Below are 14839 nucleotides of genomic sequence, written 5' to 3' on the forward strand. Positions count from 1 at the left end.
GATCAGATCCCCACAGTGAAGCCGGTGGACCAGGACTGCATGTCCTGCACGATGCGGTCCCACACGCCGGTGAGCAGCAGCAGACCGGTGACGATCATCATCGTGCCGCCGATCCGCATCACCCAGACGTAGTGGCGCTTGACCCAGCCGAAGGCGCCGAGCGCCTTGCGGAAGGCGACCGCGGCGAGCACGAACGGCACCCCGAGCCCGAGGCAGTAGGCGACGGTCAGCACGGCGCCGCGGCCCGCGCTCGACTGCTGGGAGGACAGGGCGAGCACGGAGGCGAGGGTCGGACCGATGCAGGGCGTCCAGCCGACGCCGAAGAGCGCGCCGAGCACCGGGGCGCCGACCAGCCCGGCCACCGGCTTGCGGTGGATGCGGAACTCCCGCTGGGTCATCCAGGGCATCAGCCCCATGAAGAACACGCCCATGAGGATCATGAGCACGCCCAGCACCTGGGACAGGACCCCCTGCTGCTCCTGGAGCGTCGCCCCGAAGTAGCCGAACAGCGCCCCGCCGGAGACGAACACGGCAGTGAAGCCGGCCACGAAGAGCGAGGCGCCCGCGATCATCCGGCCGCGCCGGGCCTCGGCCAGATCGGTGCCGGTGACTCCGGTGACGTAGGAGAGGTAGCCGGGGACCAGGGGCAGGACGCACGGGGAGAAGAAGGAGACGAGTCCGCCGAGCAGCGCGATGGGCAGGGCGACCAGCAGGGCGCCGTTGAGCACCGTGCCGTTGTAGCCCTCCGCGGCGAGCGTGGTGACCGCGCTCACGTCACTTCTCCGCCAGGACCGGGGCGATCATCGAACGCAGCTTCTCCTCGCTGAGCGCGGCCAGGGAGCGGGCCGCGATCTTGCCGTCCCGGTCGAGGACGAGCGTGGAGGGGATCGCCTGCGGGTTGAGCGTGCCCTTCTCGAAGCGGAGCATCAGCTTGCTGCTCGGGTCGTACAGGCTGGGGTAGCTGACGCCGTACTGCTCCTCGAAGGCGAGTGCGCTCTTGACCTGGGCGTCGGCGACGTTGATGCCGACGAACTGCACGCCCTTGGACGTGAGGTCCGTGGAGACCTTCTCGAAGTTGGGGGCCTCGGCGCGGCAGGGGGCGCACCAGGAACCCCACACGTTCAGGACGACGACCTTGCCCTTGAAGGAGGAGACCGAGAGCTGCCCGCCGTCGAGGGTCTTGCCGGACAGGTCGGGAGCCGGGTCGCGCTTGCCCTTCTCGACGGTGGAGATGCCGTCCTTGCCCATGATGAAGTTGGTGTCACCGCCCCCGCCGGAGAGACCTCCGGAGGTACAGGCGGACAGCAGCAGCGCGGCAGCCGCGGCACCGGCGGCGGTCGTCAGACGGGCGGCACTCATGTGAAAAGTTTCGCATGCCCGTTCCGGGGATCTCGGGCACCCCCCTTGCGGGGGGAGATCCGCATTTCAGCCGGTGGTTCCGGACCCGGTCGCGGTCTGCCCCAGGAAGGACTTCCAGCCCCCGTCCGGCCGCTGCCCGACCTCCAGGGTGCGCAGCCCGGCGAGCACCTCCGGCTTCTGTACGTCCATCCAGTCGGCGAACTGCCGGAAGGACACGAGCCGCACGTCCCCGCCCTTCTCCTTCTCGCGCGCGATGTGCGTGAAGGCCTGCTCGACGGCGTCCATGTAGATGCCGCCGTTCCACTGCTCGAAGTGGTTGCCGATGAAGAGGGGCGCCCGGTTCGTCTCGTATGCCCGCTTGAATCCCTGGATGTACGCCCCGGCCGCCTGCTCGCGCCAGCCCGGGTGGTTGTGAGCGGGTGCGTTGGTCGAGTTGACCGACTGGTTGGCGAGCATGTTGTAGTCCATGGAGAGGACCTCGAAGCGGCGGCCGGGGAAGGGTATCTGCTGCAACGGCAGGTCCCATATGCCCTGCTTCCTGTCCGGCCAGACCTGCCGGCCACCGGGCGAGGAGGCGTCGTAGCGCCAGCCGAGGGCCCGGGCGGTGGGCAGCAGGTTCTCCTGGCCGAGGAGGCAGGGGGTGCGGCCGCCGACCAGCTCCTTGTCGTAGTCGAAGGGCAGCGCCGGCAGATCGGTCCAGCCGGTGTTGGTCCGCCACTCCTTCACGAAGGACTTGGCCTGGTCGATCTCGCTGCGCCACTGCCGCGGGGTCCAGTGGGCGACCGAGCCGCGGCCGTCGCCGCAGAAGTGCCCGTTGAAGTGGGTGCCGATCTCGTGTCCCTCGAGCCAGGCGCGGCGGACACCCGCGAGCGTGTCCTTGATGTGCGCGTCGGTGAGGTAGCCGATGTCCGAGGCGCCGCGCGGGTTGTTGGGCGGGTCGTAGAGGCGCTTCTTCGACTCGGGCAGGAGGTAGAGCCCGGAGAGGAAGAAGGTCATGGACGCGCCGTGCTCCTTGGCGAGGTCCAGGAAGCGGGTGAAGAGGCCGTTGCCGACCTCGCCGGCGCCGTCCCAGGAGAAGACGACGAACTGCGGCGGCTCCTGGCCGGGCTCCAGCGGCTCCGGCGCGGCGGGCTGGTGGGGCTGCTTGCCGGTGAAGGAGGTGGAGCCGTCCCCGAGGGGGCGCGCGGTGGCCGTGGGGCTGCCCTGGGGGCTGGCGGAACGATTCTTTCCGGAACCCGGAGTGCGCTTCGACCCGTCCGAGGAGGAGAGGTCGGCACATCCTGCGAGTCCGGCGGAGGCCGCGGCCGCGGCCCCGAGCCCGAGGGCTCCCCTTCGGGTGAGAGTGCGCATGGCATCCCCGTTCGTCACGTGCTCTGGTGGTCACCCACTCAGAGGACGGGACGAACGGGGAGGTTCCGCCGATTCTTACGGATTCCGTAACAGACGTAAGGATCGAGCCATTGCGCCGGAAGGCGACCGCGAGAGACCCGCGGGGGTCTACGCCCCGAAGGCCTTGCCCTTCCCCTGCACCGGCTTGGCACCGGCCCGCAGATGGGGCGGCACCAGGTCGAGGGCCGGCTCGCTGTAGCCGACGGAGACGATCGTGTCGCCCTGGTAGGTGAACGTCGTCAGGGAGGCGAGCGTGCACTGCCGCCTGCGCGGGTCGTGCCACAGCCGCCGGCGCTCGACGTACGACCGCACGATCCAGATCGGCAGCTGATGGCTGACGAGCACGGCCTCGTGCCCCCGCGCCTGGTCCTTCGCGGCGTCCAGCGCGCCCATCATGCGCACGACCTGGTCGACGTAGGGCTCGCCCCAGGACGGCTTGAACGGGTTGACGAGGTGCCGCCAGTTCTCCGGCCGGCGCAGCGCCCCGTCCCCGACGCCGAAGGTCTTGCCCTGGAAGACGTTGTCGGCCTCGATGAGCCGGGCGTCGGTGGCGAGGTCCAGACCGTGCGCCTTGGCGATCGGGACCGCCGTCTCCTGCGCCCGCTCCAGCGGGGAGGCGCCCACGTGGGTGACGTCCCGGGAGGCCAGGTGATCGGCGACCCGGTCGGCCATCTGCCGGCCGAGCTCGGAGAGGTGGTAGCCGGCGAGACGGCCGTAGAGGATGCCGTCCGGGTTCGCCACCTCGCCGTGCCGCATGAGGTGGACGACGGTGATGTCACTGCTGGTGCCGCTCATTCCGCCGTGGCCTCCGCCGCCGCTCGGGCCGCCGCCGGGAGGGCGTCGGCGATCCGCTGGATGGCCCGCTCGTCGTGGGCCGTGGACACGAACCAGGACTCGAAGGACGACGGCGGCAGGTAGACGCCGTTCGCCAGCAGCGAGTGGAAGAACGCGGTGAAGCGGAACGACTCCTGCGCCTTGGCGTCCTCGTAGGTGCGCACCGCGCGGTCCGTGAAGAAGACGGAGAACATGTTGGAGGCGTTCTGCACGGTGTGCGCCACGCCCTCCTTCGACAGTGCCTCCGACACGAGCGCCCGGATCTGCTCGGACACGGCGTCGACCTTGGCGTAGGCGGCGTCGTCGAGGAGACGGAGCTGGGCCAGGCCGGCGGCGGTGGCGACCGGGTTCCCGGAGAGCGTGCCGGCCTGGTAGACGGGCCCGGCGGGCGCGAGGTGCGCCATGACGTCGGCACGGCCACCGAAGGCGGCGGCCGGGAAGCCGCCCCCCATCACCTTCCCGAAGGTCATCAGGTCCGGCCTGACCCCGTCGATGCCGTACCACCCGGCGCGGCTGGTCCGGAAGCCGGTCATGACCTCGTCGGAGATGTAGAGGGCACCGTTGGTGGCGCAGGCGTCCTTGAGTCCCTGGTTGAACCCGGGCAGCGGAGGCACCACGCCCATGTTCCCGGGCGAGGCCTCGGTGATGACGCAGGCGATCTCACCGGGGTGCCGGTGGAAGGCCTCCTGCACGGCCTCGAGGTCGTTGTACGGCAGGACGATGGTGTCGCCGGCCTGGGCGCCGGTGACCCCGGGGGTGTCCGGCAGCGCGAAGGTGGCCACGCCACTGCCGGCCGCGGCCAGCAGCGAGTCGACGTGCCCGTGGTAGCAGCCGGCGAACTTGATCACCTTGGACCGCTGGGTGAACCCGCGGGCGAGCCGGATGGCGGACATGGTGGCCTCGGTCCCACTGGAGACCAGCCGCACCTGCTCCACGGGCTCGACCCGCGCCACGATCTCCTCGGCGAGCGCGACCTCGCCCTCGCCGGGCGTACCGAAGGAGGTCCCGCGGGAGACGGCGTCCTGGACGGCCGCGATGACCTCGGGGTGCGAGTGCCCGAGGATCATGGGTCCCCAGGAGCAGACCAGATCGACGTACTCCCGCCCGTCGGCGTCGGTCAGGTACGGACCGCTGCCGGACACCATGAAGCGGGGCGTACCGCCGACCGCGCGGAAGGCGCGCACCGGGGAGTTCACGCCGCCCGGCGTGACGGCGGCCGCACGGTCGAACAGGGCCTGCGAGACAGGCGCATCGTATGAATAAGGCATTTCGCTCATGACCTGCGGCTACTCCGACCTTCTCCGACTTCTGGGACTGCGGTTGCCAGTGACATCCTCAGGGTAGGCCAGGGCGGCTCGCGGGCAGCGGGGGCCGGGCTGCGGGCCCGGGCCGCGGCCCGCGTGACCGGACGACCAGCCCCCGCCCGTCCGCCATCTGCGAAACTGGCCCCTGTGGACGCGGCTCACACCGACGATGCGTCGAGAGGGCTGCGAAGATCCTGCGGACAGGTGTTTCAGCGCACGTTTCGGCGGGCGGCCGTGGGGGAGGTCACTGACACGATGATCGGGTTGCGCGGCGGGGACCACGCGTCCTAGAAAAGCAGTCGGGTGGAGATATGCATCGCGGTGGCGGACTGGGCGAGGGGACTGATGACCTGGGTCCTCGACGTGCCCGGCGGGGAAGGCACCGACGCGACGCGGAGGCAGCGGCAGAGAGCACCGAAGCACGTCAGGCACAGGGTGTACCGAGTGAGCCCGAGCCGATCGACCGGCGGATCGACCGCCGCGTGGATCGCCTGCGGGCGGGGAGCAGGAATGGTGGTCGGGTGGGGGTGACGTACAAGTACTTCGGCGCGCCGGACGGCGCGACCGCGGCCCGCGTCCCGATCTCGATGCGGCCCGAGGAACTCGGCGGCGACGAGCTCGGCATGAACGGCATGTTCACCAAGATCAAGCCGGAGACGATGGCGGCGATGGTCCTGACGGGCATCGAGGGCGTCCCCCTGCACAAGGTGCCGCCGCTGGAACTGGTGGTCCTGCACCCCGACTACGCGGTCGTGAAGCTCCCCATGACGGTGGTCGACCCGCTCCGCGACATCGGCGAGGAGGCGGTCGGCGCGGCGGCGTTCATCTGGTCGACGGTGCCGGACCGGGGCGGGCCCCGGGACGCGTTCAACGTGTATCAGTTGCTGCACGAGTGGCAGGACTTCTCGCACCGGCTGCATGAGGCGGGGCATCAGCCGTATTGCCTGGTGTGGCCCTGAGCCGAGGTGACGGGTAGGGGGCGGGGCTTTCGGGCTCCGCCCTTTTTCGGTTCCGACACGGCCTAGCGGTACGGCCTCGCCGCCGACCTCCCCGGCTTCCTGGCCGCCGTCCAGGAAGCCGGACCGGACGCGACGAAGGGTCCCCGCGGCACCCGCCCCTCGTCCTGGAACGGCCGTCGCGATGTCCCGGGCGCCGCTGACCGGGTGGGAGCGGCGGGAGTGCGTCGTCCTGGTGCGAGGCTGCTCATGCCGTCCCCGTCAGACGCCGCCGGCGCGGAGGGTCACCGGGGTGCGGGCCCGGGCCAGACGGCCGAGGCGTCGTCGCGGTGCGGGTCGGGCAGGCGGACCGGGCGGACGGTGACGGTGCGCGCACGGCCTTCGGTGACCGCGGTCCACTGGGCGGGGTGCCCGGAGTAGCACAGGGTGGTGAGGACGAAGACGCCGTCGGCGTAGACCTCGACGTACTCGCCGACGGTCAGGATGCGCACGGTGGCGGCGGGCGCGGCCAGGACCGTCTCGCCCAGCCGTGTCCCGTCGGGTCCGGTGACCCAGAGGTTCTTGCCGTCGCAGCCCACAGTGAGGGCCGGTCGGTCGCTGCCGGGGGCGGCCGTGCGCAGGGTGACGTCCACGGGTGCCGACACGTCGACGTCACCGACCGCGTGCAGGGTGGGCCGGTCCGTTCCCTCGTCCAGCCAGTCGTCCAGGCCCGGCCACCACTCCAGGCGGGGTGCCGCGTCCGGCGCTGTGACGAGGAGTTTGGGCTGGGCGATCATGCCGCGGCAGCGTTCGCCGGCGTCGGTGAGGCCGACGCGGCGCGGGGTGGTGTGCACGACGACGCGGGAGCCGTCGGGGGCGGTGACGACCCGGGGGGCGTACGCACCCGAGGGACCGAGAGGGCCGCGGCGGGTCCACGGCCCGCGGAGGCGGGGCGCGGTCCACGCCTCGAAGCCGCGGGTGGCGCCGATGGAGCCGAGGAGCAGCCAGCTGCCGTCGTCCAGGCGCTCCAGGACCGGGCACTCCAGTTCGTCGACGTCGCCCGGTGAGATGAGCGGCGGGTGGACCGTCCAGTGCTCCAGGTCGTCGGAGGTGGCCCAGGCCACGCAGCCGCCGACCTCGACGGGGAGGGAGGCGTCGGCGGCGCAGACGGCCATGACCCAGCCGTCTTTCTCGTCGTCGGGTACGACGAACGGATCGCGCCAGCCCATGCGCTCGCCGGTGCGGTACCAGCGCGCGTCGGCCTCGACGACCGGCCCGGTGCCGTGGCGGCGCCAGCCGGTGCCGTCGGTGCGGTCCGCATAGGCCAGACCGACCGACTGGAGCGGCCAGCCGCCGTCGGTGAGGCCCGAGACGCCCGTGTAGAACATCGCCATCCCGTCGCCGTGCCGGACGGGGTGCATGGTCCAGACGGCCTGCGCGTCGAAGCGGCCCGGCAGGCCCGTGCCGAAGGCGGTGCCCGCGGGCTGCCAGTGGACCAGGTCGGTGGAGGTGGCCCGGCCGTAGGAGGTCTCCATCCGCAGGTGGTCGAAGTCCGGGGTGCAGGGGCCCTGGAGGTGCAGCACCGCGTACGTGCCGTCGTCGTCGCGCAGGAGGGCGAAGTCGTTCACCACGAGGCCGGGCGGGGCGTATCGCATGCACAGTTCCTGTCGGCTCACAGCGCCCAAACGCGTGCGCTGACCAGTGACCATGAAGGTCTCACTTGAGAATCGGCCCAAGTAAATAAGAACGCAAACGCTTGCGCAACACACGAGGCAGGTTTACGGTCTCGTCACCCACAGATCACACCGACGTGAAACCAACAGGAGGAAGTGCGCCGTGACGGTCAGCATCACGGATGTCGCCCGCGCCGCCGGGGTCTCCGCGTCCACCGTGTCCCGCGCCCTGCGCGGCCGGGCGGGCGTGTCCGAGGAGGTGCGGGCCCAGATCGCGGCCGTCGCCGCCCAGCTCGGCTACACCGCCTCGCGCTCCGCCTCCAGCCTGGCCAGCGGGCGCACCTTCACCATCGGGGTCGTCGCCCCCTACATCGGCCGCTGGTTCTTCGGCACCGTGCTCGACGCCGCCGAGAAGGTGTTCAGCGCCGCCGGCTACGACGTCCTGCTGTACAACCTTGGCTCGCCGGAGACACGCAAGCGCTTCCTCACCAACCTGCCGGTGCGCAAGCGGGTGGACGCCGTGCTGTCGCTGCTGATCCCCGACGAGGAGGAGGCCCGCGCGCTGCGCTCCCTCGGGGTACCGCTGGCCACCACGGTCGGTGTGGCGCGGGACGGTTTCACGGTGGTCGGCATCGACGACCGGGCCGGGGCGGAGAGCGCGGTACGGCACCTGGTGAACCTGGGCCACCGGAGGATCGGCATGATCTCCGGGGCCAGCGAGCCGCTGCACTGGACCACCCCCGTCGACCGCCGCCGGGCATACCTCGACGTACTGGCCGACGCCGGGATCGCGCACGACCCGGCGCTGGAGGCGGACGGCGGCTACACCGTCGAGGGCGGCGAGCGGGCGATGACCGAACTGCTCGCCGTCTCCCGTCCGCCGACCGCCGTGTTCGCCCAGTCCGACGAGATGGCGATGGGCGCGTTGCGCGCCCTGCGCCGCCACCGGCTCAGGGTGCCGGACGACGTCTCCGTCGTCGGCTTCGACGACCACGAACTCGCCGACGTGATCGGGCTGACCACCGTCGCCCAGCCGGTTGCCGGACAGGGCGCCGAGGCCGCCCGGCTGCTGCTGCGGCGGCTGGACGAGCCGGACGCCGACCTGCCCGGGCACGTGCAGATGCCCATCCGCTTCGTCCTGCGCGACACCACCGCCCCACCGGACCCCCGCGGACCCCGGTGACCCCCGGCCCAACCCTGGGGCGCGGCCCCCGAGCCCCGTAATGAACCACCAGCACCACCAGCCCCACGAACCGGGCACTGGCCCCACCAGCACCACAGCACCGAGCCGTGAACCGCCTGCACCGGAGCCCCGAACCCGCTCCACCGCCCGGCCGGACAGCACCCGCAGCCGCCCTCACCCCGCACCGACGCACGGAGGCACCCACCCATGGACGCACGAAGCAGAAGGCAGCGCCGCACGGCCTGTACGGGCCTGGCCCTGGCCCTCCCCCTGGCGGCACTGGCCGCCTGTGGCGGAGGCAGCAAAACCGGCGCCTCCGCCGAGGCCGGCAGCGGCAAGGGCACCATCAGCGTCTGGGCCCACCAGGGCCAGAAGAGCGAGGACGCCGCGCTGCAGAGCGCGGTGGCGTCCTTCAACTCCTCGCAGGACAAGGTCAAGGTCGAGCTGAAGCTGATCCCCGGCAACGACTACACCAAGACCATCACCGCCACCGACGCCGCCAAGCTGCCGGACGTGATGGAGTTCGACGGCCCGACCATGGCCAACTTCGTCTACAACAAGAAGCTCGCCCCCCTCGACGCCTACGTCTCCTCCCGGACGATGGCCAACGCCACCGACGCCAACAAGGCGCAGGGCGAGATCGACGGCAAGCACTACGGCCTCGGCATGTACGACTCGGGGCTCGGCGTCTACGGCAACAAGAGGCTGCTGGACGCCGCCGGAGTGACGTACCCCACCGGTCTGTCCGACGGCTGGACCGCCGAGCAGTTCACCGACGCGCTCGTGGCGCTCAAGGCCAAGGACTCCGACGGCAAGGTCCTCGACCTCCAGGAGGCCAACGGGTACGCCACCGAGTGGGGCACCTACGGTTTCGCTCCCGTCGTCTGGTCGGCCGGCGGCTCGCTGCTGAAGGACGGCAAGGCCGAAGGCGCCCTCGACACCCCGGCCGTCGTCGCGGCGATGAAGACCTTCCAGTCCTGGAAGACCTTCGTCGATCCCAACACCGACGGCAACGCCTTCGCCAAGGGCCGCGTGGCGCTGAGCTGGGTCGGCCACTGGATGTACCCCGCCTACAGCGAGGCGCTCGGCGACGACCTCGTCGTGATGCCGCTGCCCGACTTCGGTAACGGACCCAAGTCCGGCCAGGGCTCCTGGGCCTGGGGCATCGGCGCCGCCACCAAGAACGCCAAGGCCGCCGGCGCCTTCCTCGACTACTTGCTCGGCGACGCCAACGTCACGGCGATGACCACGGCCAACGGCGCGGTACCGGCCACCAGGACCGCCCTCGCCAAGAGCGAGCTCTACCAGCAGGGCGGTCCCCTCCAGCTCTTCGCCGACCAGCTCGCCAAGCCCTGCGGTGACAGTGACATCACCCAATCCTGCGTCACCGTCACCCGCCCGATCACCGCCGGCTACCCCACCGTCACCGCCAAGTTCGGCGAGGCCCTCAACTCCGTCTTCGGGGGCGCCGACCCCAAGAGCGCGCTGGAGAAGGCCGCCCGCGCCATCGACCAGGACTTCTCCGACAACGCCGGCTACAAGATCCCGTAGGACGCATCGGCCGGGGCGGACGACAGTCCCGCCCGCCCCGCCGGGAACAGGACCCCACCCGTGAAGACCGTGGAACCCGCGCACGCCGCGCCCTCCCGCCGGGAGAAGGCCCCACCCGTGACGAACGCGAAGCCCTCGCGGCCGGCGCGGAAGAACCGCGACTGGGTGCACGGACTGCTCATGTCCGCGCCCGCCGTCGCCGGACTCGTCGCCTTCGTCGGCATCCCCTTCGGCTACGCCGTGGTGCTCTCCTTCCACAACGTGCGTCTCGGCTCCCCCCTGGCGCCGTCGTTCTTCGGCCTGGAGCAGTACCGGCGGCTGTTCACCGACCCCGACCTGTCGGGCCCGTTCCTGCGGGCCCTGCTGAACAACCTGACCTTCGCCGTGGTCGTCGTCCCCCTGCAGACCGGGCTCGCCCTCGCGCTGGCGATCCTGCTCAACCGCAAGATCAAGGCCATCGGCCTGTTCCGGTCCTTCTTCTTCATGCCGGTCGTCTTCCCGATGGCCCTGGTCGCCGTCATCTGGCGGCTGATCCTCGCCCGCAGCGACCAGGGCATGCTCAACTCCCTGCTCGACGCGGTCACCTTCGGCAACTGGGGCGCCTTCGACTGGCTCGGTGACGCCGCCACCGCCATGGCCTGCGTCATCGTGCTGTCCGTCTGGCAGGGCGTCGGCTTCCAGATGGTCATCCTGCTCGCCGGCCTCCAGCAGATCCCCACCGAGCTCTACGAGGCCGCCCGGCTCGACCGCGCCTCCCGTCTGCAGCAGTTCCGCCACGTCACCCTGCCCGGCATCCGCGGCACCCTGGTCTTCGTCGCCATGCTCACCTCGGTGCTGTCCTTCCGGGTCTTCGACCAGGTCTACGTCCTCATCCGCGGCGGCGGCCTGGACGAGGACGCCACCCGCACCGTGATGTACCAGGCCGTCACCACCGCCTTCGACCAGAACAACATCGGACAGGCGTCCGCGATCACCGTCGTCTTCTTCCTGGTCGTCGTCGTCCTGACACTCATCCAACGCCGCCTCGTCCGGCCGGGAAACGAGGACTGACCATGGCCACGACCCGCACACCGCTGCGCCGGATCGCCGACTACGCCGTCCTCGGCGTGCTCGCGTTCGTCTTCACGCTGCCCGTCCTCTACCTGTTCCTGGGCAGCCTCAAGCCGTCCGACCAGGTCCTCGACGGCCTGTCCGGCTTCCTCCCCACCGACCTGTCCCTCGACAACTACTCCGCCGTCCTCGACGCCCTCGACTCCGACAGCACCGGCTACTTCTGGCGCTTCATGGGCGTCTCGCTGCTCCTGGCGTTCGTGGTCGTGACCGGGGGCCTCTTCGTCAACTCGATGGCCGCGTACGGGCTGTCACGGCTGAGGTGGCGCGGCCGGGAGGCGGTGTTCACCCTCGTCCTGCTGCTGATGCTGGTCCCGTTCGAGTCGGTCGCCGTCCCGCTGTTCTACATGTTCAACGACCAGCGCGACACGCTCTACATCCAGGCGGTCCCGTTCATCGCCAACGCCTTCTCCGTCTACCAGTTCCACACGTTCTTCCGCTCGATCCCGCCGAGCATCGAGGAGGCCGCCCGCATCGACGGCGCCGGCCCCTGGCGCACCTTCTTCGCCATCATCGTGCCCATGTCGAAGCCGGCCTTCGCCTCCGTCGCGATCCTCACCTTCCTCACCCAGTGGGGCGCCTTCCTGTGGCCGGTCCTCATGGTCTCCGACCCCGCCGTCCGTCCCCTCCCCCTGGAGATGAGCGTCTTCCAGGGACAACTGCCGCCCGACTGGGGGCAGATCCTCGCCTTCGGCGTCCTGCTCGTCCTGCCCGTCCTCGTGGTCTTCGTCTTCTTCCAGCGGTGGTTCGTCCAAGGCGTCGCGAGCTCCGCCGTCAAGGGCTGAGGAGCTGCGAGCTCCGCCGTCACGGGCCGAGGAGCTGCGCGGGGCCGTGGACGGCGCTCGGGCGAACCGCCGGCCGGCGCACTACGGCCACAGCCGCTGTCCCGCCCCCGCCGCCCCGTCCGTGTCCTCCACGGCCTGCTCCGCCCAGATCGTCTTGCCCTTGGCGCCGGGGCGGGTGCCCCAGCGCCGGGCGAGCTGCGCGACCAGGAGCAGGCCGCGGCCGCCCTCGTCGTAGGTGCGGGCGCGGCGCATGTGGGGCGCCGTGCTGCTGGCGTCCGAGACCTCGCAGATGAGGTTCCCGTCGAGGATGAGGCGGAGCTGGATGGGCGGTTCGGCGTGGCGGATGGCGTTGGTGACCAGTTCGCTGACGATCAGCTCGGTGACGAAGGCGGCGTCGGCCAGGCCCCAGTCCGCCAGCCGGTCGGCCACGTTCTTGCGGGTCCCGGCGACGGCGGCGGGGTCGGGGACCACGTCCCAGGTGGCGACCTGGGAGGCGTCCAGCGCGCGGGTGCGGGCGACGAGGAGGGCCACGTCGTCGACGGGGCGGTGCGGGAGCACCGTGGCGAGGACCCTGTCGCAGAGGGCGTCGAGGGAGGCCGCCGGAGGGGTCAGGGCCCGGCACAGGCGGGAGACGCCCTCGTCGACGTCGTTGTCCCGGGACCGGATCAGGCCGTCGGTGTAGAGGGCCAGCAGGCTGCCTTCGGGCAGGTCGACCTCGACCGCCTCGAAGGGCAGTCCGCCCAGGCCCAGCGGGGGTCCGCCCGGCAGGTCGAGCAGCTTCACGGTGCCGTCCGGGCCGACCACGGCCGGGAGCGGGTGCCCGGCCCTGGCGAACGTGCAGTGGCGCGAGACCGGGTCGTACACGGCGTACAGACAGGTCGCCCCGACCTCTCCGGAACCGCCGCCCGCGGCGGCCTCCTCCGTGCCCTCCGCCTCGTCGGCGAGCCGGCCCACCAGGTCGTCGAGGTGGGTGAGCAGTTCGTCGGGGGGCAGGTCGATGTCGGCGAGGGTCCGTACGGCGGTACGCAGCCGTCCCATGGTCGCGGAGGCGTGGATGCCGTGGCCGACCACGTCCCCCACGACCAGTGCCACCCTGGCCCCGGACAGCGGGATCACGTCGAACCAGTCCCCGCCCACCCCGGCCCGGGCGCCGGCCGGGAGGTAGCGGGAGGCGACCTCCACCGCGGACTGCTCGGGCATCCGCCGCGGCAGCAGACTGCGCTGGAGGGTGACCGCCGTGCCGCGTTCGCGGGTGTAGCGCCGGGCGTTGTCGACGCAGACCGCCGCGCGGGCCGCCAGTTCCTCGGCCAGGACGACGTCGTCCTGCTGGAAGGGGTCGGGGTGCCGGTGGCGGGCGAAGACGGCGACGCCCAGGGTGGTGCCGCGGGCCGACAGGGGCACGGTCATCACCGAGTGGAAGCCGAAGTCGCGGACCCGGGAGGCCCGCCGCGGATCCCGGGCGATCCACTCGGCGACCGGCGCGTCGGTCACCCGGTACCGCAGCGAGAGTCCGCCGCGGAGACTCTCCACCGGCGGGGAGCCCTCCGGGTACTCGTCCTCCGCGCCGGCCTCGACGGCGATCTCGGGCCGTCCCGGGAGCACGGACTGGTGGGCGACGCGCCGCAGGACCAGCGGGCCGTCCGCCGGCGCCGGGGGCACCTCAGGCCCGTTCTCGAAGAACGACGTCAGCAGGTCGACGCTGACGAAGTCGGCGAGGGCCGGAACCAGCACGTCCGCCAGTTCCTGCGCCGTCCGCGTCACGTCGAGGGTGCTGCCGATGCTCCGGCTGGCCTCGGCGATCAGCTGGAGGCGGGTGCGGGCCCAGTACTGCTCGGTGATGTCGTGGGCGGAGAGACAGACACCGTGGGTGCGGCCCTCCCGGCTCCGCAGCGGCGACACGAAGACCGACCAGGCGTGCGCGCGGGTCTCACCGGCCGTGCGCAGGAAGTTCTCGCGGTACTGGGGCTCACCGGTCTCCAGCGCCCGCAGCATGTCCCGCTCGGCCAGCTCGCCGGCCTCCTCGTCCACGATCTCCGGGACGCGCAGCCCGCGCATGTCGGCCTCGGTGAGCGCCACCGCCCGTTCCATGTTCTCGTTGGCCCGGCACAGGCGCAGCCGGGTGTCGTAGAGCGCCAGCGCGCAGCAGGGGGACTGGGCGAAACTCCAGGCCAGCAGGTCGTCGTCGATCGGCCCGGGCTCCTGCCCGGTCAGCGGGGCCAGCAGGAGCCAGGCGTCGCTCCTGCCCCGCTCGCGCATCCGGTGGTGGGCCAGCACCCGGGTCACGACCTGGTGGCCGTCCCGGTGCCGGAGGGCGAGGGTTCCGTGCCATCTGGGCCGCTCGGCGAGGGGCGGGAGGTCCCGGACGACCGGCTCCTCGGCGAGCAGGGCCGCCGCCGGCCGGCCGACGACCTGTTCGGAGGCGTAGCCGAGCAGGTGTCCCGCACCGCGGTTCCAGCCGGTCACGGTGCCCTGCTCGTCGAGAGTGACGCGCGCGGTGAGCGCCTCACCGACGACGACGTCCGATCCGCCGCCCATCTCGCACTCCCCATATGGCCTTACATATCGCATTATTCACCCTAACCACCTCGCGGACGGGCACGCGTCACCCCCCACCCGCCCGCACCCTCCGGCCGGGCGCCCGTCCGTCGGCCGTCACGTGACGCCGTCACCGACGGCGCTCGCCGCCCGCCCGCACCCCACCCGCCGGAACGGGCGG

The 14839-nt window shown here is 71.7% G+C and carries 12 protein-coding genes; 5 read left to right on the forward strand and 7 right to left on the reverse strand.

Annotation, left to right across the window (positions count from 1 at the left end):
- Positions 1-2 precede the first annotated feature (2 nt).
- The 5 genes from ACIBBD_RS36920 to hemL all read right to left on the reverse strand — a co-directional run bounded on the left by ACIBBD_RS36920 (position 3) and on the right by hemL (position 4859).
- Positions 3-773, reverse strand: coding sequence for a cytochrome c biogenesis CcdA family protein (locus ACIBBD_RS36920; RefSeq protein ID WP_399424162.1), 771 nt, complete (start codon positions 771-773; stop codon positions 3-5).
- A 1-nt stretch (position 774) separates the two neighbouring features.
- Positions 775-1359 (reverse strand): TlpA family protein disulfide reductase, encoded by a 585-nt coding sequence (locus tag ACIBBD_RS36925; RefSeq protein WP_399424163.1) that lies wholly within the window; start codon positions 1357-1359, stop codon positions 775-777.
- A gap of 66 nt (positions 1360-1425) precedes the next feature.
- Positions 1426-2709 (reverse strand): hypothetical protein, encoded by a 1284-nt coding sequence (locus tag ACIBBD_RS36930; protein WP_399424165.1) that lies wholly within the window; start codon positions 2707-2709, stop codon positions 1426-1428.
- 147 nt (positions 2710-2856) lie between these two features.
- Complete coding sequence (locus tag ACIBBD_RS36935; RefSeq protein WP_399424167.1) at positions 2857-3543, reverse strand: histidine phosphatase family protein; 687 nt, start codon at positions 3541-3543, stop codon at positions 2857-2859.
- The gene (hemL, locus tag ACIBBD_RS36940; RefSeq protein WP_399424169.1) at positions 3540-4859 is read right to left on the reverse strand and encodes a glutamate-1-semialdehyde 2,1-aminomutase; all 1320 of its coding nucleotides are present in this window, start codon (positions 4857-4859) and stop codon (positions 3540-3542) included. Before hemL ends, ACIBBD_RS36935 begins: the two co-directional genes overlap by 4 nt.
- A gap of 338 nt (positions 4860-5197) precedes the next feature.
- On the opposite strand from hemL, the gene ACIBBD_RS36945 reads away from it, so the two are divergent.
- On the forward strand, positions 5198-5845 hold the full coding sequence (locus ACIBBD_RS36945) for a hypothetical protein (RefSeq protein ID WP_399424171.1): 648 nt from the start codon (positions 5198-5200) through the stop codon (positions 5843-5845).
- 281 nt (positions 5846-6126) lie between these two features.
- Here the strand turns inward: ACIBBD_RS36945 and ACIBBD_RS36950 are convergent, their stop codons facing one another.
- Positions 6127-7476 (reverse strand): mucin-1, encoded by a 1350-nt coding sequence (locus ACIBBD_RS36950; RefSeq protein ID WP_399424173.1) that lies wholly within the window; start codon positions 7474-7476, stop codon positions 6127-6129.
- A 181-nt stretch (positions 7477-7657) separates the two neighbouring features.
- On the opposite strand from ACIBBD_RS36950, the gene ACIBBD_RS36955 reads away from it, so the two are divergent.
- From ACIBBD_RS36955 to ACIBBD_RS36970, 4 genes are all read left to right on the forward strand, one after another.
- On the forward strand, positions 7658-8677 hold the full coding sequence (locus tag ACIBBD_RS36955; protein WP_399424174.1) for a LacI family DNA-binding transcriptional regulator: 1020 nt from the start codon (positions 7658-7660) through the stop codon (positions 8675-8677).
- A 207-nt stretch (positions 8678-8884) separates the two neighbouring features.
- Positions 8885-10228 carry an ABC transporter substrate-binding protein gene (locus ACIBBD_RS36960; RefSeq protein ID WP_399424175.1) on the forward strand — a complete coding sequence of 448 codons (1344 nt, stop codon included), beginning with the start codon at positions 8885-8887 and terminating at the stop codon, positions 10226-10228.
- 60 nt (positions 10229-10288) lie between these two features.
- On the forward strand, positions 10289-11278 hold the full coding sequence (locus ACIBBD_RS36965; protein ID WP_399424177.1) for a carbohydrate ABC transporter permease: 990 nt from the start codon (positions 10289-10291) through the stop codon (positions 11276-11278).
- 2 nt (positions 11279-11280) lie between these two features.
- Positions 11281-12123 (forward strand): carbohydrate ABC transporter permease, encoded by an 843-nt coding sequence (locus ACIBBD_RS36970; protein WP_399424179.1) that lies wholly within the window; start codon positions 11281-11283, stop codon positions 12121-12123.
- A gap of 81 nt (positions 12124-12204) precedes the next feature.
- Here ACIBBD_RS36970 and ACIBBD_RS36975 read toward each other — a convergent pair whose 3' ends face one another.
- Positions 12205-14658 carry a SpoIIE family protein phosphatase gene (locus ACIBBD_RS36975; RefSeq protein WP_399424181.1) on the reverse strand — a complete coding sequence of 818 codons (2454 nt, stop codon included), beginning with the start codon at positions 14656-14658 and terminating at the stop codon, positions 12205-12207.
- Between the last annotated feature and the right edge of the window lie 181 nt (positions 14659-14839).

The sequence above is a fragment of the Streptomyces sp. NPDC051315 genome (assembly GCF_044455165.1).
In the GTDB taxonomy this organism is placed as follows: domain Bacteria; phylum Actinomycetota; class Actinomycetes; order Streptomycetales; family Streptomycetaceae; genus Streptomyces.